Annotated in this window: 20 protein-coding genes; 11 read left to right on the top strand and 9 right to left on the bottom strand. The window is 69.3% G+C overall.

The window, feature by feature from the left end; translation table 11 throughout:
- Window positions 1-14: 14 nt before the first annotated feature.
- The 7 genes from JNUCC0626_RS33680 (at window position 15) to JNUCC0626_RS33650 (ending at window position 4,910) form a co-directional block, all read left to right on the top strand.
- The gene (locus tag JNUCC0626_RS33680; RefSeq protein WP_394614775.1) at window positions 15-638 is read left to right on the top strand and encodes a hypothetical protein; all 624 of its coding nucleotides are present in this window, start codon (window positions 15-17) and stop codon (window positions 636-638) included.
- A gap of 17 nt (window positions 639-655) precedes the next feature.
- Window positions 656-1,267 (top strand): hypothetical protein, encoded by a 612-nt coding sequence (locus tag JNUCC0626_RS33675; RefSeq protein WP_394614774.1) that lies wholly within the window; start codon window positions 656-658, stop codon window positions 1,265-1,267.
- A 12-nt stretch (window positions 1,268-1,279) separates the two neighbouring features.
- Window positions 1,280-1,891 (top strand): hypothetical protein, encoded by a 612-nt coding sequence (locus tag JNUCC0626_RS33670; protein WP_394614773.1) that lies wholly within the window; start codon window positions 1,280-1,282, stop codon window positions 1,889-1,891.
- A gap of 25 nt (window positions 1,892-1,916) precedes the next feature.
- Complete coding sequence (locus JNUCC0626_RS33665; protein ID WP_394614772.1) at window positions 1,917-2,525, top strand: hypothetical protein; 609 nt, start codon at window positions 1,917-1,919, stop codon at window positions 2,523-2,525.
- A gap of 68 nt (window positions 2,526-2,593) precedes the next feature.
- The gene (locus JNUCC0626_RS33660) at window positions 2,594-3,067 is read left to right on the top strand and encodes an RNA polymerase sigma factor (protein ID WP_394614771.1); all 474 of its coding nucleotides are present in this window, start codon (window positions 2,594-2,596) and stop codon (window positions 3,065-3,067) included.
- Window positions 3,052-4,062 (top strand): hypothetical protein, encoded by a 1,011-nt coding sequence (locus JNUCC0626_RS33655; protein ID WP_394614770.1) that lies wholly within the window; start codon window positions 3,052-3,054, stop codon window positions 4,060-4,062. Before JNUCC0626_RS33660 ends, JNUCC0626_RS33655 begins: the two co-directional genes overlap by 16 nt.
- Window positions 4,059-4,910 carry a LysR family transcriptional regulator gene (locus tag JNUCC0626_RS33650; RefSeq protein ID WP_394614769.1) on the top strand — a complete coding sequence of 284 codons (852 nt, stop codon included), beginning with the start codon at window positions 4,059-4,061 and terminating at the stop codon, window positions 4,908-4,910. Before JNUCC0626_RS33655 ends, JNUCC0626_RS33650 begins: the two co-directional genes overlap by 4 nt.
- Here the strand turns inward: JNUCC0626_RS33650 and JNUCC0626_RS33645 are convergent.
- Window positions 4,879-5,349: a MarR family winged helix-turn-helix transcriptional regulator gene (locus JNUCC0626_RS33645; protein WP_394614768.1), complete on the bottom strand. Its 471-nt coding sequence runs from the start codon at window positions 5,347-5,349 to the stop codon at window positions 4,879-4,881. The genes JNUCC0626_RS33650 and JNUCC0626_RS33645 overlap by 32 nt on opposite strands.
- 73 nt (window positions 5,350-5,422) lie before the next feature.
- On the opposite strand from JNUCC0626_RS33645, the gene JNUCC0626_RS33640 reads away from it, so the two are divergent.
- The gene (locus JNUCC0626_RS33640; RefSeq protein ID WP_394614767.1) at window positions 5,423-5,827 is read left to right on the top strand and encodes a Rid family hydrolase; all 405 of its coding nucleotides are present in this window, start codon (window positions 5,423-5,425) and stop codon (window positions 5,825-5,827) included.
- Here the strand turns inward: JNUCC0626_RS33640 and JNUCC0626_RS33635 are convergent.
- The 3 genes from JNUCC0626_RS33635 to JNUCC0626_RS33625 are packed head-to-tail and all read right to left on the bottom strand — an operon-like array spanning window position 5,824 to window position 8,982.
- Window positions 5,824-6,405 carry a hypothetical protein gene (locus JNUCC0626_RS33635; protein ID WP_394614766.1) on the bottom strand — a complete coding sequence of 194 codons (582 nt, stop codon included), beginning with the start codon at window positions 6,403-6,405 and terminating at the stop codon, window positions 5,824-5,826. The two genes, JNUCC0626_RS33640 and JNUCC0626_RS33635, sit on opposite strands and share 4 nt — an antisense overlap.
- A 51-nt stretch (window positions 6,406-6,456) precedes the next feature.
- On the bottom strand, window positions 6,457-8,088 hold the full coding sequence (gene ptsP / locus JNUCC0626_RS33630; protein ID WP_394614765.1) for a phosphoenolpyruvate--protein phosphotransferase: 1,632 nt from the start codon (window positions 8,086-8,088) through the stop codon (window positions 6,457-6,459).
- 48 nt (window positions 8,089-8,136) lie between these two features.
- Window positions 8,137-8,982, bottom strand: a complete 846-nt coding sequence (locus JNUCC0626_RS33625; protein ID WP_394614764.1) for a Dyp-type peroxidase — start codon at window positions 8,980-8,982, stop codon at window positions 8,137-8,139.
- Window positions 8,983-9,029: 47 nt separating this feature from the next.
- On the opposite strand from JNUCC0626_RS33625, the gene JNUCC0626_RS33620 reads away from it, so the two are divergent.
- Entirely contained in the window at window positions 9,030-10,244 is a 1,215-nt protein-coding gene (locus JNUCC0626_RS33620; protein WP_394614763.1) for a right-handed parallel beta-helix repeat-containing protein, read from the top strand.
- Window positions 10,241-10,903, top strand: a complete 663-nt coding sequence (locus tag JNUCC0626_RS33615; protein WP_394614762.1) for a hypothetical protein — start codon at window positions 10,241-10,243, stop codon at window positions 10,901-10,903. Before JNUCC0626_RS33620 ends, JNUCC0626_RS33615 begins: the two co-directional genes overlap by 4 nt.
- On the opposite strand, the gene JNUCC0626_RS33610 is transcribed toward JNUCC0626_RS33615, so the two are convergent.
- Genes JNUCC0626_RS33610 through JNUCC0626_RS33590 form a run of 5 tightly spaced genes read right to left on the bottom strand, consistent with a single transcriptional unit; the run spans window position 10,884 to window position 15,965 of the window.
- Window positions 10,884-11,759 (bottom strand): ribokinase, encoded by an 876-nt coding sequence (locus JNUCC0626_RS33610; RefSeq protein WP_394614761.1) that lies wholly within the window; start codon window positions 11,757-11,759, stop codon window positions 10,884-10,886. The two genes, JNUCC0626_RS33615 and JNUCC0626_RS33610, sit on opposite strands and share 20 nt — an antisense overlap.
- A complete protein-coding gene (locus tag JNUCC0626_RS33605; protein ID WP_394614760.1) occupies window positions 11,756-12,670 on the bottom strand; it encodes a substrate-binding domain-containing protein in 915 nt (304 codons plus the stop codon). Before JNUCC0626_RS33605 ends, JNUCC0626_RS33610 begins: the two co-directional genes overlap by 4 nt.
- A gap of 30 nt (window positions 12,671-12,700) precedes the next feature.
- Window positions 12,701-13,606, bottom strand: coding sequence for an ABC transporter permease (locus JNUCC0626_RS33600; RefSeq protein ID WP_394614759.1), 906 nt, complete (start codon window positions 13,604-13,606; stop codon window positions 12,701-12,703).
- Entirely contained in the window at window positions 13,603-15,003 is a 1,401-nt protein-coding gene (locus JNUCC0626_RS33595) for a sugar ABC transporter ATP-binding protein (RefSeq protein ID WP_394614758.1), read from the bottom strand. Before JNUCC0626_RS33595 ends, JNUCC0626_RS33600 begins: the two co-directional genes overlap by 4 nt.
- On the bottom strand, window positions 15,000-15,965 hold the full coding sequence (locus JNUCC0626_RS33590; RefSeq protein ID WP_394622156.1) for a LacI family DNA-binding transcriptional regulator: 966 nt from the start codon (window positions 15,963-15,965) through the stop codon (window positions 15,000-15,002). Before JNUCC0626_RS33590 ends, JNUCC0626_RS33595 begins: the two co-directional genes overlap by 4 nt.
- A gap of 112 nt (window positions 15,966-16,077) precedes the next feature.
- Between JNUCC0626_RS33590 and JNUCC0626_RS33585 the strand changes: the two genes are divergently transcribed.
- The gene (locus tag JNUCC0626_RS33585) at window positions 16,078-18,036 is read left to right on the top strand and encodes a DUF2339 domain-containing protein (RefSeq protein ID WP_394614757.1); all 1,959 of its coding nucleotides are present in this window, start codon (window positions 16,078-16,080) and stop codon (window positions 18,034-18,036) included.
- Window positions 18,037-18,114 lie beyond the last annotated feature (78 nt).

The following is an 18,114-nucleotide window of genomic DNA, read 5'->3' as shown; positions in this document are numbered from 1 at the left end:
GGAGATGAGTTTCCATGCGCAAAAGATTCTTCGCAGCCGTCCTGGGCGGCCTGGCTTTGCTGACGATGAGCACCGCACCGGTGCAAGCGGCGCCTCCGATCACGGGTGAGGTGTCGGCGGCGGCCGCGGAGTGCTGGACGACCTTCGACCCGGTCGCCCCTCAGGGCGGCGAGATGTGGCAGGCCTACACGAACTGCAACACCGCCGCCATCACCGTCGGCACCGCGTACGTCGACGCGTCCGGCCAGATCAGCGCGTTGGTGACGTCCTGCGCGAAGGTGCTTCCCGGTCAGACCCGCACCTGGTACCACCCCACGACGGTTCCGGGCGTGAACTACGAGACGGTCATCTGCGACCAGTCTCCCCGCATCGCGCAACCGATCTCGGTCAGCACGGACCAGTGCTGGACGAGCTTCTTCCCGTCCAATCCCAACGGTGCCCCGATGCTCCAGGCGTACAAGAACTGCAACAACCAGAGCGTGAACGTCACGACGGGCCGCTCCAACGCCTCCGGGCAGATCGTCGTCTCCGACAACTCGTGCGCCGCGGCGTCGCCGAGCGGGGGCGTCCGGTGGAACCACGGATCCACTGCGGCCGGCTGGAACTACCACACGGTCCTTTGCAGGTTCTCAGCCTAGGAAAGGGTTTCTCGACAATGCGCAAGAAGGTGATTGCGGCTTTGCTGACCGGCCTCGCCCTGGTGCTGGCGGTGGTGACGCCGGCACAGGCGAAGCCGAAAGCGAACGAGGTGTCGGCGGCCGCCAACTGCTTCACGACTTTCGTGCCGTCCGCGCCCGAAGGCGGACCGATGACGCAGTACTACAAGAACTGCAACGGCGCGCCCATCCGGGTCGGCAAGGGGTTCGTCAACGCGTCCGGGCAGATCAGCGTGTACGTGCAGAGCTGCCAGCAGGTAGGGGTCGGCGAAACCATCAGCTGGGGCTACGCCTCCACCGACCCGAACGCGAATTACCACACCGTCATCTGCACATCGTCTTTCGCTTCACCAGAAATCGAGGCGGTGAGCGGCGCGCAGTGCTGGACCACCTTCTACCCGCTCAATCCCAACGGCGGATCGATGGTGCATGTCTACAAGAACTGCAATCCCACCACCGTCACCGTCGCGACGGGCCGCACCGACGGTTCCGGGCAGATCAGCGTCTTCACCAATTCCTGTGCCGGTGCGGCGCCACAGGCCGGCGTCCTGTGGCGCTACGGGAGCACTGCGCAAGGCTCGAACTACCACACGATTCTCTGCGTTTACTGAGAAAGGAGCGATGTGCGAAAGCGTGTGACAGCAGCATTTCTGGGTGGCCTCGCCCTGGTCATGACGTTCGCGGCGCCGTCCCAGGCCGCGGAGCAGGTTCCGGCACCGGCGATACCCCCGTGCTGGACGACGTTCTTCCCGGACGCCCCGCAGGGCGAATGGTTGGAACACAACTACAAGAACTGCAACAGATCACCCATCACCGTGGGCAGGGGGTACGTCAACGGGTCCGGTCAGATCACCGTGATCGAGTCCAGCTGCACGTACCTCGAAGTCGGCCACGGCATCACGTGGCTGTGGCAGACCACCATTCCAGGCGTGAACTACCAGACGGTCATCTGCAACACGTCACCCATCACCTCGACGACCACGCCGTCGAGCAGTCTGCAGTGCTGGACGACGTTCTTTCCCGGGAACCCCAACGGCGGACCGATGTCGCAGTACTACAAGAACTGCAACGGCCACGAGATCAAGGTCGCCACCGCGCGTTCCGACGCTTCCGGGCAGATCACCTTCCGCAGCTCGTCCTGCCAGACCGTCCCCGCTGGTGGAGGCGTCGAGTGGGAGTACCCGATCACGGCAGCGGGGTCGAACTACCACACAGTGATCTGTCTCGACGGCTGATTCGAAGCTGGGGGAAGAAATGCAAATGCTGAGAAGAACTCTCGCGGTTCTGTTCGGCGGCCTGGTGCTGGCGGCGATGTCCGCGGCGCCGGCTCAGGCCGAGCCGGCCACTGTGTCCGCAGCGAACGTCGGATGCTTCACGACGTTCGTGCCGCCGGCGCCTCAGGGCGGATCGATGACGCAGTACTACCAGAACTGCAACGGTCACACGGTCCGCGTCGGCAGGGGGTTCGTCGACGGGTCCGGGCAGATCAGCGTGTGGGTCTCGAGCTGCCAGGACGTGGCGCCCGGTCAGACCATCAGCTGGTACTACCCGAGCACGCAGAACGTGAACTACCGGACGGTCATCTGCGACACGACCCACACGCCCCCGCTGGAGAGGCCGGACTTCGCTGGTCAGTGCTGGACGTCCTTCTACCCGGACGCGCCCAACGGCGGTCCGCTGTTGCAGTGGTTCAAGAACTGCAATCCCCACCCCATCACCGTGGGCACGGGTAATTCCGATGCCTCCGGACAGATCGCCATCAGGCCCTCCTCGTGCCAGACGCTGAACCTGGACAGATCGGTCAGGTGGCGTTACGAGAGCACAGTGCCCGGCACGAACTACTCCACGATGATCTGCCTGTACGGATGAGTTTCGAATCACACCTGTAAGAATCCGGGCGTTCTGCGCACTTCCTTGTGAAGAGGGAGGAGGCGGTCGTGGAGGACTTCTGCGCGGTCTACCGGGAGTGCTACCCGCGGGTGCTCGCCTACGCGGCGAGTCACGCGGGCAGGCAGCTCGCGGAGGACATCACCAGCGAGACCTTCACGATCGCCTGGCGCAAGTCCGCGCAGATGCCGGCGAACGCGCTGCCGTGGCTGCTCGGCATCGCGCGCAACCTCGTGCGTGCGGCGGTCAGGCAGACCACGCACTACGAGCTGACCGACTTCCCGGCCGACGACGACTTCGCGGTGATCGAGCTGCGGGCGGCGTTGTCGACGTTGTCGGAGGCCGACCAGGAAGTTCTCACGCTGATCGCGTGGCACGGGCTCGCGGCGGCGGAGGCGGCGCAGGTGCTCGGGTGCACGACGGCGACGTTCTTCGTGCGGCTGCACCGGGCTCGGCGGCGCTTGCAGGCTGCCCTCTGGACCCCGAAGTTCGACCGTGCGAGGGAGTCATGGAAGACCTCATGAAGAGCCTGGCCGAGGCCAGGCCGCCCACGCCCGAGGTCAGCCGGGACCGGATGGAACGCGACCTCGCGCGGATCGTCGCGCTGCCGCAGGAGAAGCCGACGCGGAAGGCGCTCGTGCGGCGGTTTGCGCCGTTGGCCGTCGTCGCTGCCGTGATCGCGCTTGCGGTCGTGGTGCTGCCTGAACCTTCTCAGCCCGTGCAACCCGCTGCGCCAGGTCAGTGGTGGCGGGTGCTGCGCGAGCAGTGGTCGGTGATGGTGGTCGGGGACCCGTCGAAGCCGTACCTCGTGCGGTTCGACTCCAAGACCGATCAGTGGCAGGCCGGGACCCGCGAGATCGCGGTGGTGCAGAAGGACGGCGAGGTCTCACCGCTGTCGCCGAACGACGACGCCGCGTGGGAAGCCGCGGGTCGTCCCGAGGTCGTGCCTCAGGTCGGGGGCAGCCGGTCGGTGCGCATCGGTTCGATGGCGCCGGGGGTGCGGGAGTCCTACGTCAGCGGGCTCTCGCTGACCTCGATGTACTGGGACCGGCTGGAGTCGTTCGACGACCTGCCCGCGGATCCGGCAGGCATGCTGGCAATGCTGAAGCCCGAGGGCAAGAGCACCTACCAGATCGCGGAACTCGTCATGGCGGTGCTGATCGCGGACGTGCGCGACGACCAGCGGCGGGCGGCGTTCGAGCTGCTCAGGTCGCTCGACGGGGTGCGGTACCTCGACCGCGTGCAGCTGCGCAACGCGCGTGAGGGCGTCGGGGTGGCGATTCCCGCGCCGCCGCAGTTCCAGTTCGGCGACGTCGAGACCCAGTTCGTGATCAACCCCGACACCGGCAAGCCGATCGTGCGGCGCAACGTCATCACCAGGCCCCAGCACGGCCTGCCCGCGAACATGCAGATCTTCGAGGAGGAGTACCTCCTGCTGGAGCGCACGACCATCGAGCCCATCCTGCCGTTGGGCGTCGCCGTGAACGGCGAAGTGGAATCCCCCATCATTGAGCGGTGATCGACCCACGACGGTTGCGCGTCCTGCGCGCGTTGGCTGACCACGGCACCGTGACGGCCGCGGCAGCCGCACTGCACCTCACGCCGTCAGCGGTGTCGCAGCAGCTGGCGGCGCTGGAGTCCGAGGCAGGACACCCGTTGCTGGTGCGCAAGGGGCGGCGGGTGTCGCTGACACCGGCCGGGTCGTTGCTGGTGGAGCACGCGCACGTGGTGGCGGCGGAGCTGGAACGCGCGCAGGCCACTTTGGACGGTCTCGCGTCCGGCTCGGCGGGGCGGGTGGCGGTGGCGGCGTTCGCGTCGGCCATCACGCAGGTGGTCGCACCGGCGTTGGCGGCCTTGAAGGAACGCTCGATCGAACTGTCGGTGCGCGACGCCGAGGGGCACGAGAGCGTGCGGCTGCTGCTGGACGGCGAGATCGACGTGGCGATCACCGAGGAGCACCGCGCCACGGAACGGGTCACGCGCTTCCCGCTCTACACCGAACCTTTCGACGTGCTGCTGCCGCCGGGGCACGCGGTGAGCGGTCCGGTCGACCTGGCGACGCTGGCCGACGAGGACTGGGTGGTGACGCTGCCCGGCAACCCGTTGCGCGACGTCGTCGAGATGGCGTGCGCTCAGGCCGGGTTCACGCCCCGGATCAGGCACAACTCCGACGACTTCCGCGCGATCGAGGCACTGGTGGCGGCGGGTGCCGGGGTCGCGCTGGCCCCGCGCAACGCCGTCGGCGGGGTGGCGATCAGGCGGGCGGTCGCGGGGGTGGCGCCGTTGCGGCGGGTGGTGGCGGCGGTGCGGCGCGGCTCCGAGGACCACCCGTTGATCAGGGCTGTTCTCGAGCAGCTCCAGCGTTAGGGATCGTCACGTTCAGTTTGGCCGCGATGCGCGTCAACGCCTGGCGGTCGGCAGTGGTGAGCGGGTCGAGCACGACCTGCCGGACAGCACGCACGTGCGTTGGTGCCGCGGCCCTGACCACCTCGAACCCCTCGTCGGTGAGGGACGCGACCGTGTAGCGGCCGTCGTCGGGGTCGGGGAAGCGCTGCACCCAGCCACGGTGCTCGAAGCGTTTGACCACGTTGGACAGGCGCGACAGCGACCCGTTCGCGAGGTGGGCCAGTTCGCTCATGCGGATGCGGCGGTCCGGCGCCTCCGAGACGTGGCTGAGCACCAGGTAGTCGAACAGGCTCAGCCCCGACTCCTGTTGCAGCGGCGCCTCGAGCCGGCCGGGCAGCAACAGCAGCATCGAGACGAGGCCGGTCCAGGCCTCCTTCTCGTCGGCGTTCAGCCAGTCCATGCCGGGCAGCTTACTTCACGCTTGAAGTCATGTACCGTTGACTTCAAGCGTGAAGTCAACGAGAGGACCGATCATGAGCAAGCCGCAGTTCTTCGCCACCCCCGGCTACGGCGAGACGCAGCTGAAGAACATGCGCTACAGCCAGGCCGTGCGCATCGGCGACCGGGTCGAGATCTCGGGTCAGGGCGGCTGGGACGACGAGTTCGAGTTCCCCGAGTCGCTTGAAGACGAGATCGTGCGCGCGTTCGAAAACGTCGAGCGCACGCTCGTGACGGCGGGCTCGTCGTGGGCCGACGTCGTGCACGTGAACTCGTACCACGTGCTCGGCGACGACTCGTTCGACGACCACAACCGCGTGATGGTCGAGCAGTTCCGCGCACGGCTGGGCGAGCGCGCGCCGATCTGGACCGAGAGCGGGGTCACCGCCCTCGGTCACCCGAAGATGCGCATCGAGATCCGCGTGACGGCGATCGACTAGACGCGCGGCAGGTGAGCGGCGACCTCGGCGAGGGCGTCCAGGGTGTCGTGGGTGACCTGGCCGGTCGCGGTCTCGGCCTCCGCGACGGTCACCGTCCGGCCGTCGCGCTCGCTGCCGTAGCGCAGGCCGGTGAACTCGATCTCGGCCAGGTCGAGGAGGTGGCTGCCGAGCGGGTGGACGTCACCGCTGCCGTGCCTGTTCATGACCGACTGGAACCTGCGGGCGTCGCCGTCCGAGGCCAGGCCGACCCAGACCACCGAGATCACCGCCGTGTTGCCGGCGCCGTCGGTGACCGCGAACAGGACGCGGTCGAGCGAGGTGCAGCGGTTCCGCACGAAGAACTCGCGGACCTCGCCGAACGACACCGCCACGCATTCGGCCTGCTGGCCTTGGGCCTTGCGCGGGCCCAGGCCCGACGGCGAGGGCGATTCGGTCAGGCCGAGACCGCCGGTCGACGTGACGCCGGTGCCCACGGCCAGCGCCAACGCTCCCGCCACCACCACGCCGGCGCCCTTCCTCCCGCCGCGTCCGTTGTTCAGCGGGATGACCTTGCCGTTTTTGGTGATGAAGTCGGTCATGCGATCAGAACGCGGGGGACGAACCCCCGCGTTGATCACACGATCGGGTGGCTAGTGCGGAGCCTTCGCCGCGAGCTTCGCCGTGGCCGGGTCGCCGGCGGCCAGTGCGCCGCGAGCCGCCAGCTGGCAGATGTCGACGCTGGTGGTCGCGAGCTTCGCGCCGACGCCGGTCAGCGCCGTGTGGTTCATCGACAGCGACGTGATGCCGAGGCCGATGAGCACGCACGCCAGCAGCGGGTCGGCCGCTGCCTCGCCGCAGACGCCGACGGGCTTGCCGGTGGCGGTGGCCGCCTCGCCCACCTGCGCGATCAGGCGCAGCAGCGCCGGCTGCCACGGGTCGTTCAGGGCGGCGACGCCGCCGAGTTGGCGGTCGGCCGCGAAGACGTACTGGGCCAGGTCGTTGGTGCCGATGGAGACGAAGTCGACGACCTGCAGGATTTCGCGGGCCGACAGCGCGGCGGACGGGACCTCGACCATGACGCCGGCGCGCTGGATGCCGGCCTTGCGGGCTCGTTCCACGAACCACGCGGCCTCGGCGGCGGTGGCGACCATCGGGGCCATGACGCTGACGTCGGCGCCCGACGAGGCTGCGGCCGCGGCGATGGCTTCGAGCTGGCGGTCCAGGATTTCGGGGCGGTCGAAGGCGACGCGCAGGCCTCGGACGCCCAGGGCCGGGTTGGGCTCGGGGTCCGGGTTCAGAAACGCCAGCGGCTTGTCCGCGCCCGCGTCGAGGGTGCGCACCACAACCGGTTTGCCCTTGAACGGCGCCAGCACAGCCTCATAAGCAGCAGTCTGCTCAGCAACGGTCGGTTCCTCAGCTGCGTCCAGGAAGCAGAACTCGGTGCGGAACAGGCCCACGCCCTCCGCACCCGCGGCGGCTGCGGCGGCCGCGTCGGCGGGCGAGCCGACGTTGCCGAGGACCTTCACGCGGTGGCCGTCCTTGAGGACGCCGACGCCGTTCCACTCGGCCTTCTTGCCGGTGCCGGCGGTGCGGACCTTGCCGTCCGACTCGCGGACCTGGCCCGTGTCGCCGTCGACGTCGAGAGAGGTGGCCTCGAACGCGAGGATGCCGCGGCACGCGACGACGGCCGGGATGCCGAGCGAACGGGCGAGGATCGCGGTGTGCGAGGTGGGGCCGCCCTCCTCGGTGACCAGCGCGAGGACCTTCGCCGGGTCGAGGCCCGCGGTGTCGGCGGGCGCGAGGTCGCGGGCCACCAGCACGGACGGGGAGGTCAGGTCGGGCACGCCGGGGGCGGGCAGGCCGAGGAGTTCGGCCACCACGCGGTCGCGCACGTCCTGGACGTCGCGGGCGCGTTCGGCCATGTAGCCACCGGCGGCCTGAAGTGCGGAGATGAACTTCTGCGCGGCCTCGTGCACGGCACGGGCTGCGGTCAGCGACTGGTCGACGACGAGCTTCTCGGCTGCCTTGATCAGGGACGGGTCACCCGCCATCGCCGCCGTCGTCTCCAGCACGGCGCGGGCGTCGCCCTCGACCGTCTTCGCGCGCTCCATCAGGCGCTGCGCCACGACCTCCGTCGCGGGACGGATCAACGACGCTTCCATCTTGGTGTCCGCTGAACGCTTGCCCGCAGGAGGTTCCGGCAGGGCCTCGGCAACCCTGACGACGGGACCGGTTGCCCGGCCGCTGCTCACACCGACACCGCTCAGCCGCGCGCTCGACATGGTCTAGACCATACCCTCCAACCGGGAACCCAGGACAGTTCAGTGTGACTAATCGAGAGCGGGAATGCGGAACGCCGCCGAGCTCGTCGTCGTGGCGTAACGCAGAAGTGCGTCTCCCTCGGTCATCCGATACATCGTGTTCACAAAGGACTTCAGTTCGCGCTGGTAGGAGATGAAGAGCAGGCCCTCGGCGTAGTTGTAGGAGCGACGCAGCATCAGTCCGGCGCCCGCGGTCAGCGGATGGGCGCGCCGGACGTGCGCGTCGACCGGGATCAGGTACTCGCCGTCGGCCGTCTTCGCCGACAGATCGACCTCCACGCCCCCGCTCAACGGCGACGCGTCGTGCTTGCGGCGACCGAAGACCCGCTCCTGGGCATTAGTCGACAAAGCGCCGAATGCCCCCACGTCCAGCTTCATCCGCCGCACGACCGCGATGGTCGACCCGTCCGGCAGCCACACCTCGTCGTCGAACTCCTGCGGGGTCTTCGGCACGACGATGCCGTCTCTGAAACCGAGGCCGTTGGTGCGCTCGGCGTTGCAAAATCCCTGCTCACGCCACCGGAGCCGACCGTCGGGCCGGATCCGCGAGGCCGCGTCGCGCACGGCTGCCGGGTCGTCGCCGCAGAGCTGGAGGAAGAGCTTTCCGCCCAGGTCCTGCGGCCTCACCTCGTCGCCGGGGAACTCCGGCAGGCCGTCGATCCCGTGCCCGTACGTGACCGTCACCGACGAGCTGACCTGCACGGACGGCAGCGCGTCGGCGTCCCAGACGGAGATGTCGGCGTGCAGCTGCTGCGGGGTGGCGATGCCGGGCTGGTGCCGGGGCGAACCACAGCCGCCGAGCAGCCCGAGGGCAGCGGCGCCGCAGAGCAGATGGCGGCGTGAGATGCGGACCACAGGGGCAGTGTCGCACTAGGCCGAACGGAGCAGTACGGTGACCAGCCGTGCGCGCTCCGTACGCCTTCGCAGCAGTGCTCCTGGTCGCCGGTTGCTCGTCGGCGGCAAGCCCGGACCCCGGTCCGGAGATCACCGTGCCCGCGCAGTTCGGCACCATCCAGGCCGCCGTGGACGCGGCACGGGAAGGCGCGACCATCCTCGTGTCGCCCGGCGTCTACAAGGAGTCGGTGCAGGTCAGGACCAAGGGGCTGACCATCAGGGGCCTCCAGCGCGGCAGCGTGATCATCGACGGCGAGGTCAAGCGCGCCAACGGGATCGTCGTCACCGCACCCGAGGTGACGGTGCAGAACCTGACGGTCCGCAACCACACGCTGAACGGCGTGCTGGTCACCGGTCTCGCCGAGAACGGCGGGATGGGCCGCGGCAGCAACGGCTACACGAAACTCGACACGGAGAAGTTCCCGCCGCTGCAAGGCTTCCGCGTCTCGTACGTGACGGCCAGCAACAACGCGTTGTACGGCATCTACGCGTTCGACGCCCAGCACGGCGTGATCGAGCAGAGCTACGCGAGCGGCAGCGCGGACTCCGGTTTCTACGTCGGCCAGTGCAAGCCGTGCGACATCGTCGTGCGCGGCAACGTCGCCGAGCGCAACGCCGTCGGGTACGAGGGCACGAACGCGTCCGGGCGGATGTTCGTGCTGGGCAACAGGTTCAGCGGCAACCGCGTCGGCATGACCTCGAACTCCGACTACCAGGAGGCGTTCGTGCCGCAGGAGGACGCAACGGTCGTCGGCAACCTCGTCTCGGACAACGCCGAGGCGCTGTCCCCGGCGCAGGCCGACGGCGCGTTCGGGCTCGGCCTCGGCATCGCGGGCGGCACGAAGAACCTGGTGGCGCGCAACCTGATCACCCGCAACCCCGGCGTCGGCGTGGCGCTCGGGTCCGCCGAGGACATGGCCCCGCTGGACAACCGCTTCTCCGACAACGTGATCACCGGCAACGGCGAGGACGTGCTGTACGCGGCCTCGCGCCGGGCACCCGGCCGCAACAACTGCTTCGACCGCGAACGCTGCTACGACGGCGTCGGTGATCCGCTGCCGAAGTCGTCGGCACCGCGCGGGATCCCGTTCAACCAGGTCGCCGCGCCGCCGTTGCAGCCGGAGATGCCCGACGGGCCGTTGCCGGACATGGCGCCGAACGTCGACAAGTACGTGCTGCCGAGCGAGGACCTGTTCGACGACCGCGCGGCGGTGCGGTCGTGAAGCGCGTCGTGGTCCTGCTGCTGGTGCTGTCGGCGTGCGGCACCGACCCGCGGCCGTTGTCGATGCCGGAGGCGGAACGGCTGGCGCTGGTCAGGTTCTCCAACTACACCACCGGGATCAGCGGGTTCACCGGGTCCGTGCCGTCGGCGGGCGGCAAGCTCGTGCTGGACGGCCGGGTCGACTTCGTGAACCACCTCGGCTACGCGGGCATGCGCACCGACGGCCGGACGGACGCCGTCTCGCAGGGGCTCCTGCAGTGGAACCTCGGGCGGATCGCGTTCGCGATGTCGCCGTCGACCAAGGCCGTCGACCCCGTGCCGCAGGTCGACTGGCAGGTCAGGGCGTTGCAGGAACGCGGGTCCGAGCTGGACGGCGCGTTGCGGCTGCTGGTGAACCTCGGCTCGGACCGGCCGGAGAACCCGCAGCTGCTGGTGCAGAGTTCCGCGCGCTGGCTGCGGTCGGACAAGATCGGCGAGACGGCGGTGGACGTCTTCGAAGGGCCGAAGAAGGACGCGCAGGACGCCCGGCTGCGCTACTGGCTCGACGCCGACGGCAAGCTCCGGCGGCTGGAAGCCAAGCTGGGCAACCAGGAGGAGCTCGCCGCCTTCGACTTCACCGGCTCCGGCGAACCGGTGCGGGTCATCCCGCCGCTGAGCTGACCTCGGCGGCGGTCGGGTAGGACGGCTGCGCGCCCGCCTTCGTGACGGACAACGCGGCGACCTTCGCGGCATAACGCGCGGCCTGCACCAGGTCGTCGCCCTCGGCCAGGCGCGCGGACAACGCTCCGGCGAACGCGTCCCCGGCGCCGGTCGTGTCGACCACCTCGGTGATCTCGAGCGACGGCACCTCGGTGACGCCGGACTTCTCCACCACGGCCGCACCGCGCGCGCCGAGCGTGACGATGGCGGACTGGGGACCGAGGTCGAGCAAACCGTTCCAGTCCGGGGCGAGCTGCGCGGCCTCGTGCTCGTTCACGATCAGGACGGTGAGCTGCCGCAACGTCTCCGCGGGCAACTCGGCGACCGGCGACAGGTTGAGCACGGTCCGGACACCTCGGCCGGAAGCCACGCCGATCGCGTGGATCACCGTCTCCAGCGGCACTTCCAGCGAGCACGTCAGCACCGCGACGCCGTCGAGCTCCAGACCGTCCACATCGGACTTCAGCACGTCCGAGTTGGCGCCGGGGGAGACGACGATCGAGTTCTCGCCGTCGGGCGTCACGGTGATGTAGGCGATCCCGGTGGGGCGCTCGGAAGTCTTGACCAGGGCCGTGCCGACGCCGGACGACTCCAGCGACTCGCGCAGCAACGAGCCGTACCCGTCGCCACCGACCGCGCCGACCAACGAGACGGCGGCGCCGACCCGGGCAGCGGCCACGGCGGTGTTCGCGCCCTTGCCGCCGGGCAGCACGACGGTGTCACCGCCGAGCACGGTCTCACCGCCGGCGGGCCGCCTGCCGACCTCGACCACGAGGTCGGCGTTGGCGGACCCGAGAACGAGCAGAGTCTGTGTCACTTGACGAACTCTGCCACGTTCTTCTGGTTGATGACCTTGACCTCGACGTCCACGACCTGCTGAACGGGCTCGTTCTTGGCGGCGTGCATCGCCTGCTCGACGGCCTTCGAGCCGAGGAGCTTCGGCTGCTGCGCGATGGTCGCGGCGAGGGTGCCGTCCTTGATCGCCTTCAGGCCGTCCGGGGTGCCGTCGAAGCCGACGACCATGACGTCCTTGCCGGCGCGGTCGCCGAGGGCCTTGATCGCGCCGAGCGCCATCTCGTCGTTCTCGGCGAAGATGCCCTTGAGACCGGGGTTGCCCTGCAGCAGGTTCGTGGTCTCGTTGAGGCCCTTGGCGCGGTCGAAGTCGGCGACGGCCGAGGCGGTGACCTTGATGTTGCCGCTGTTCAGGCCCTGCTCGAAGCCCTGACCGCGGTCACGCGACGCGGACGCGCCGGGGATGCCCTTGAGGTGCGCGACGTCGCCGGAGGTGGCGCGGCCCAGTTCGATGGCCGCGAGGCTGCCGCCCGAGACGTTGTTGGACGCGACCTCGGCGGCGACCTTGCCCTCGACGGCGCGGTCGACCGAGATCACCGGGATGCTCGCGTTCTCGGCGGCCTTGGCGGCGGGCGCGGACTGCTTGGTGTCGACCGGGTTCAGGATGATCGCCTTCACGCCCTGCGTGACGAGCGTCTGCACCTGGTTGATCTGGTTCGTGGCGTCGTTCTGCGCGTCCACCACGGTGAGCTTGGCGCCGAGCTTGTCCGCCATCTCCTGCGCGCCCTGCTGGAGTTCCACGAAGAACGGGTTGTTCAGAGTGGACACGGCGAGGCCGATGGTGATGTCGCCTCCGGACGCCCCAGTTCCGCTGCACCCGGTTGCGACCAGTGCCGCAGCTCCGAGGGTCAACGCGATCCGTCGGGTCACCTTCATTGGTGTCTTCCTTACCTGTTGCGGGTTTTCTCAGCGACGGCGAAGTGAGTCGAGCAGCGCGGCGAGAGCGATCACCGCACCGATGACGACCTGCTGCCAGAACGGCGGGACCTGCAGCAGGTTGAGGCCGTTGCGCAGGACGGCGAGCACAAGTGCGCCGACCAACGTCCCGGTGGCGCGGCCAACGCCACCGGACAGCGACGCACCACCGATGACGACAGCGGCGATGGCGTCGAGCTCGTAGCCGACCGCGGCCTGCGGACCGGCGGACCCGAGCCGTCCCGCGAGCACGAGGCCCGCGGCGGCGGCGAACAGGCCGGAGAGCGCGTAGATCCAGAGCTTGTTGCGGCGCACGTCGATGCCGCTGAGCTTCGCGGCCTCCTCGTTGCCGCCGATCGCGTACATGCGACGGCCGAGGTTGGTGCGCGTGAGGACCAGGCCGGTGATGCCGAAGAACGCGAGCATCAGCAGCAGTGGCAACGGAAGCATCGGCGCGAGGTTCGAGCCGAGGAACGTCACCAGGGCGTCGGTCTCGTGCGGCTGGCCCTCGGAGAACACGAGGGTGAGGCCGCGCGCGACGCTCAGCATGGCCAGCGTCGCGATGAACGGCGGCAGCTTGCCGTAGCTGATCAGCGCGCCGTTCACGAGTCCGCACAACGCACCCACGACGAGGCCGAGCGGACCTGCGGTCAGTGCGCCGACCATCGCGGCCAGGGCGGCGATGCTGCCGACGGACAGGTCGATCCCGCCCGCCACCACGACGAACGTCATGCCGAACGCCATGATCGCGATGACCGCGGCCTGCACGCCGACGTTCAGCAGGTTCTGCGCGTTGAGGAACGCCGGCTGCATGATCGCGATGGCCAGGGCCAGGATGAGAAGTCCTGCCAGGGCGCCGTTCTCGCTGGCGTACTTGCGAATGCTGATCGTGCTCACGCTGGGATCTCCTGCACGGCGAGTGCCATCACCTGGTCTTGGGTCGCGCCCCTGGGCAGCTCACCGGCCACCCGGCCGTGGGCCATGACGACGACGCGGTCGCTCATCCCGATCACCTCGGGCAGGTCGCTGGACACGAGCAACACGGCCCTGCCCTGCGCGGTCATGCGGTTGATCAGCTCGTAGATCTCGACCTTGGCGCCGACGTCGACGCCTCGGGTCGGTTCGTCGAGGATCAGCACCTTCGGGTCGGCCAGCAGCCACTTGCCGATAACGACCTTCTGCTGGTTGCCGCCGGAGAGTTCCTTCACCGGCTGCTCGACGCGGCCCTTGATCCGGAGCTTGCCCGCGATGTCGTGCAGGCGCTTCTGGTCGCGGTTGTCGAGCGTGACGAGTTCGAGGTTCTGGCCGACGGTCGCGGTGAGGACCAGGCCCTGGCCCTTGCGGTCCTCGGGCACCAGGCCGAGGCCCGCGGTGATCGCGGCCTGAACGTTGTGGCGGGGCAACGGTTTGCCGTCGACCTCGACCGTGCCGTGGTCGTAGGCGTCCACGCCGAACGCCGCCCGTGCGACCTCCGTGCGTCCGGCGCCGACCAGGCCCGCGATGCCGACGACCTCGCCCGCGTGGACCTCGATGGTGATGTTCTCGAACGCTCCGCGCCTGGTCAGGCCCTGGATGTTGAGGAGCGGCTGGCCCGGGCGTTGTTGTGCGCGCGGGTACTGCTCGTCGATCGGGCGGCCGACCATCAGCTCGATCATCTGCTGGGTGGTGGCGTTCGGGCCGAGGACGCCGACGGACTTGCCGTCCCGCAGAACGGTGATGCGGTCGGCGATGCGCTGGATCTCGTCCAGGTGGTGGGTGATGAAGACGAGGCCGACGCCGTTGTCGCGCAGCTGCGCCATGATCTCGAGCAGGCGGTCGGTCTCGGTCTCGGTCAGCACGGCCGTGGGCTCGTCGAGGATCAGCACACCGGCGTTCTTGTCGAGCGCCCGCGCGATCTCGATCATCTGCTGCTGGGCGATGCCGAGATCCTTGACCTTGGCGTTCGGGTCGACGGTCAGGCCCACGCTGTTGAGCAGTTCCGGTGCCCTGCGGCGCATCTCGGCGCGGTCGACGAAGCCGTACCTGCGCGGGAGGCGGTTCAGGAACAGGTTCTCGGCGACGGACAGTTCGGGGACCAGCGCCAGTTCCTGGTGGATCACGGCGAGGCTGGTGTTGCCCTCGATGGTGCCCGCGTCCTGACGGTGGATTCCCGCGAGGATCTTGACCAGGGTGGACTTGCCCGCACCGTTCTCGCCGAGCAGGACGTGCACCTCACCGGCGTTGACATCCAGATCGACGCCGTCCAGGGCCTTGGTGCTGCCGAAGTGCTTGGTGATGCCGCGGGCTGTGATCACAGCTCGGCCTCCCCGAGCGACCCGCGCAGCACGAGCTTCGCGGTGAGCCGCACGTCGTCGGGCTGCTGGCCGTGGATCAGGGCGAGCAGGCTGCGCGCGGCGGCCCTGCCCATCTCGACGGTCGGCTGCGCGACGACGGTGATCGGCGGGTCCAGCAGCGGGAACCACGGCTGGTCGTCGAACACGGCGAACGCGATGTCGTGCGGGATCTGCAGGCCGCGGGCCCGGATCTCGCCGAGCGCGCCGAGCCCCATCAGGTTGTCCATCGCGACCAGCGCCGTGACGCCGTCGTCGACGAGCTTCGCGGCGGCCTGACTGCCGCTCTCCTGCCGGAAGTCACCGTGCACGACCTGCGCGAGGCCGCCGAGCGAGCCCGTGAGCACGTCGGTTCGTTCTCTTCCAGTGGAGGTGTTCGGCGGACCCGCGATCACTCCGATGCGGGTGTGGCCGGCGCCGACGAGCCGCCGGGCGAGCGCGGTCAACGCCTCGCTGCCGTCGGCCCGGACGACGGGGCATGTCGCGCCCCTGACCGTCCGGTCCAGCAGAACGACGGGCACGCCGCCTGCGCTCACTTCGCGAACCAGACTCGGGTCGTCGGTCGCGGGGCACAGCAGGAGGCCGTCCACCCGGCGGTCGAGCAGGGTGCGGACGTAGGTCGCCTCCTGCTCGGGGTTCTCGTCGGCGTTCCCGATCACGACGCAGTAGCCGTGTGACCGGGCTTCGTCCTCGACCGCTCGGGCGATCTCGGCGAAGAACGGGTTCAGCAGATCGCTGATGACCAGACCGAGGGTCTGGGTGCTGGTGGTCCTGAGGGATCGCGCCAGGGCGTTGGGCCGGTAGCCGAGTTCCTCGATCGCGGCGAGCACCCGCTCGCGGGTCTCGGGGGTCGGCGCGGCGTGGCCGTTGAGCACTCGCGACACGGTGGCCGTGGAGACTCCGGCGTGCTGGGCGACATCCTTCATGGTCGTCACGAGGCCGTAGTTAATCGATTACACATGGATGTAGTCAAGCCGAGACCTGCGGATGAGTAGGTGTACGGATGTCACTCGGCGTGCTCTGCCTCACTCTGATCACATGGACGGACAGGATCGCCTCGGGTACGAGCAGCGCCTCGCACTGGAGCTCGCGGCCATCGGGCAGCGGCTCTCGACGATCAGCACGGAGATGCGCGAGCACTCCGGTTCGGTGGCGACCGCAGTGGTCGAGGCACCTGAGGTGGCACGGCCCGTCGAGGTGCCGCAGCCACCGGCGACCACCGTCCCCACGCCGCCGAATCCCTGGTCGCAGCAGGCCCCGCCGGCTGCCGCGCCGCAGGTTCCGCAGCAGGCGCCGCCTTTCGCGCCACCGCAGCCCCCGCCGCCCGGGCCGCAGCTCCCGCCTCCTCCCGGCCAGCAGTGGCCGCCGCCTCCGCAGCAGCAGCCGTGGGGTCCGCCCCCGCCGCCGCGCGAGACGTTGTTCGAGAAGCTCGGCAAGGACGGTGCCGGCTCGAAGTTGCTCGCCTGGGTCGGTGGCGCGATCACCGTGCTCGGGTTCGTGTTGTTGCTGGTCCTGGCCGTGCAGCGCGGCTGGCTCGGCCCCGTGCCGAGGGTGATCGGCGGTGCCGTGTTCAGCGGTGCGCTGGTCGGCATCGGCATGTGGCTGCACCGCACGCCTGCCGGGCGGACCGGGGCGATGGCCCTCGCGTTCACCGGGTTCGCGGGCCTCTACCTGGACGTCATCGCCGCCACGAGCCTGTACGGGTTCCTGCCGGAGAGCTTCGGCCTGCTGATCGGGCTCGCCGTGGCCGCGGCCGGTGTCGTGCTCGCGGTGAAGTGGGAGTCGCAAGCGCTCGCGGTCACCGTCGTCGCAGCTTGTGCGCTGTGCTCGCCGATCATCACCGAAGGCTTCACGGTCCTGCTCGTCGGCTTCCTGCTGGTGCTCAAGATGGCCAGCACGCCGGTCCACATCAAGCGCAACTGGCCGGGCCTCGCCGTCGCCGGTGGGTTCCCGCCGATCCTCGCTTCGCTGCTCACCACCGCGAACGCCATCCCGCGCTCGTACGAGTGGACCGTCGTCGGCGTGGCCGGTGCGACGACCGTCGTCGGCATCGCCGTGGCGTTCCTCACGATCCGCAAGCGTCCTGACGACGCCGTCGCGGTCGCGTTGATCGCGGGTGCGGCGCTGCCGTCGCTGTTCGCCACGACGTTGCTGAACGCCCCGGCCAACTCGATCCTCGCCGGTGTCGTCGCGGCCGTGCTGCTGGCGATCTGGATGATCCCGGACCTGCCGCGCGGCTTCTCGCTCTCGGCCGGCGCGATGGGCATGCTCGCGTTGTTCCAGACCACGGTGATCGCGCTCGACGGCAACATCCGCACGGCGATCGTGCTGGCCGAGGCCGTGCTGCTGGCGTTCCTCGCGACCCGGTTGAACAAGAAGGCCGCGCTGGTGGGCTCCATCGCGTTCGGCTTCCTCGGGTTCCTCATGACGATCGGGATGGCCGTGCCGATCACGTGGCTGCTGGACGAGCCGCGGTTCTTCACCGTCGTCGACGCCGGTGACTACGCGGCCGGTCTGGTGACGGCTCTGGTGCTCGGCGTGTTCGCGGCCGTGCTGCCGTGGGCCGCGCTGAAGATGCAGGTGCTGCGCGAGCCGGCCAAGCACCCGGTGCCGTGGATCGCCGCCGGGCTGATGCTGCTCTACGGCGCGGCGGCCGCGGTGCTGTGCGCGGCGCTGCTCGTGTCGCCGGACGAGACCGGGTTCCTCTTCGGCCACTCGGTGGTCACCGTGTCGTGGACGATCGCCGCGTTGTTCCTGCTGGTCAAGGGGATCAACAACAAGGCGCTGCGGATCTCCGGTCTGATCCTGGTGGCCGCCGCGGTCGTGAAGCTGGTGCTGTTCGACCTCTCGGCGCTGGACGGGATCGCGCGCGTGCTGGCGTTCCTCGGCGCCGGCCTGGTCCTGCTCACCGCGGGCACCCGTTACGCCAAACTGGTGACATCGGCGCAGAATCCCGAGTCATACGTATCCAAACCAGCTGCTCCGCACTCCCACTAGACGTGGGGCCGTGGCCCGCACCGCCGTCGCGGGCCACGGTCGTACTACGTCCAGGCAAAGATTTCCCTCGGTCGGGTG

Source organism: Lentzea sp. JNUCC 0626 (assembly GCF_043632865.1).
Lineage (GTDB): Bacteria > Actinomycetota > Actinomycetes > Mycobacteriales > Pseudonocardiaceae > Lentzea.
This window is presented reverse-complemented; position numbering and strand designations above follow the sequence as displayed.

What these genes read in the sequence shown, in the direction of transcription:
- JNUCC0626_RS33605 (WP_394614760.1), bottom strand. Translation starts at nt 12,670, where the DNA reads ATGAAGGTGACCCGACGGATCGCGTTGACCCTCGGAGCTGCGGCACTG.
- JNUCC0626_RS33640 (WP_394614767.1), top strand. Translation starts at nt 5,423, where the DNA reads ATGAGCAAGCCGCAGTTCTTCGCCACCCCCGGCTACGGCGAGACGCAG.
- JNUCC0626_RS33675 (WP_394614774.1), top strand. Translation starts at nt 656, where the DNA reads ATGCGCAAGAAGGTGATTGCGGCTTTGCTGACCGGCCTCGCCCTGGTG.
- JNUCC0626_RS33635 (WP_394614766.1), bottom strand. Translation starts at nt 6,405, where the DNA reads ATGACCGACTTCATCACCAAAAACGGCAAGGTCATCCCGCTGAACAAC.
- JNUCC0626_RS33645 (WP_394614768.1), bottom strand. Translation starts at nt 5,349, where the DNA reads ATGGACTGGCTGAACGCCGACGAGAAGGAGGCCTGGACCGGCCTCGTC.
- JNUCC0626_RS33665 (WP_394614772.1), top strand. Translation starts at nt 1,917, where the DNA reads ATGCTGAGAAGAACTCTCGCGGTTCTGTTCGGCGGCCTGGTGCTGGCG.
- JNUCC0626_RS33655 (WP_394614770.1), top strand. Translation starts at nt 3,052, where the DNA reads ATGGAAGACCTCATGAAGAGCCTGGCCGAGGCCAGGCCGCCCACGCCC.
- JNUCC0626_RS33590 (WP_394622156.1), bottom strand. Translation starts at nt 15,965, where the DNA reads ATGAAGGATGTCGCCCAGCACGCCGGAGTCTCCACGGCCACCGTGTCG.
- JNUCC0626_RS33585 (WP_394614757.1), top strand. Translation starts at nt 16,078, where the DNA reads ATGGACGGACAGGATCGCCTCGGGTACGAGCAGCGCCTCGCACTGGAG.
- JNUCC0626_RS33680 (WP_394614775.1), top strand. Translation starts at nt 15, where the DNA reads ATGCGCAAAAGATTCTTCGCAGCCGTCCTGGGCGGCCTGGCTTTGCTG.
- ptsP (WP_394614765.1), bottom strand. Translation starts at nt 8,088, where the DNA reads ATGTCGAGCGCGCGGCTGAGCGGTGTCGGTGTGAGCAGCGGCCGGGCA.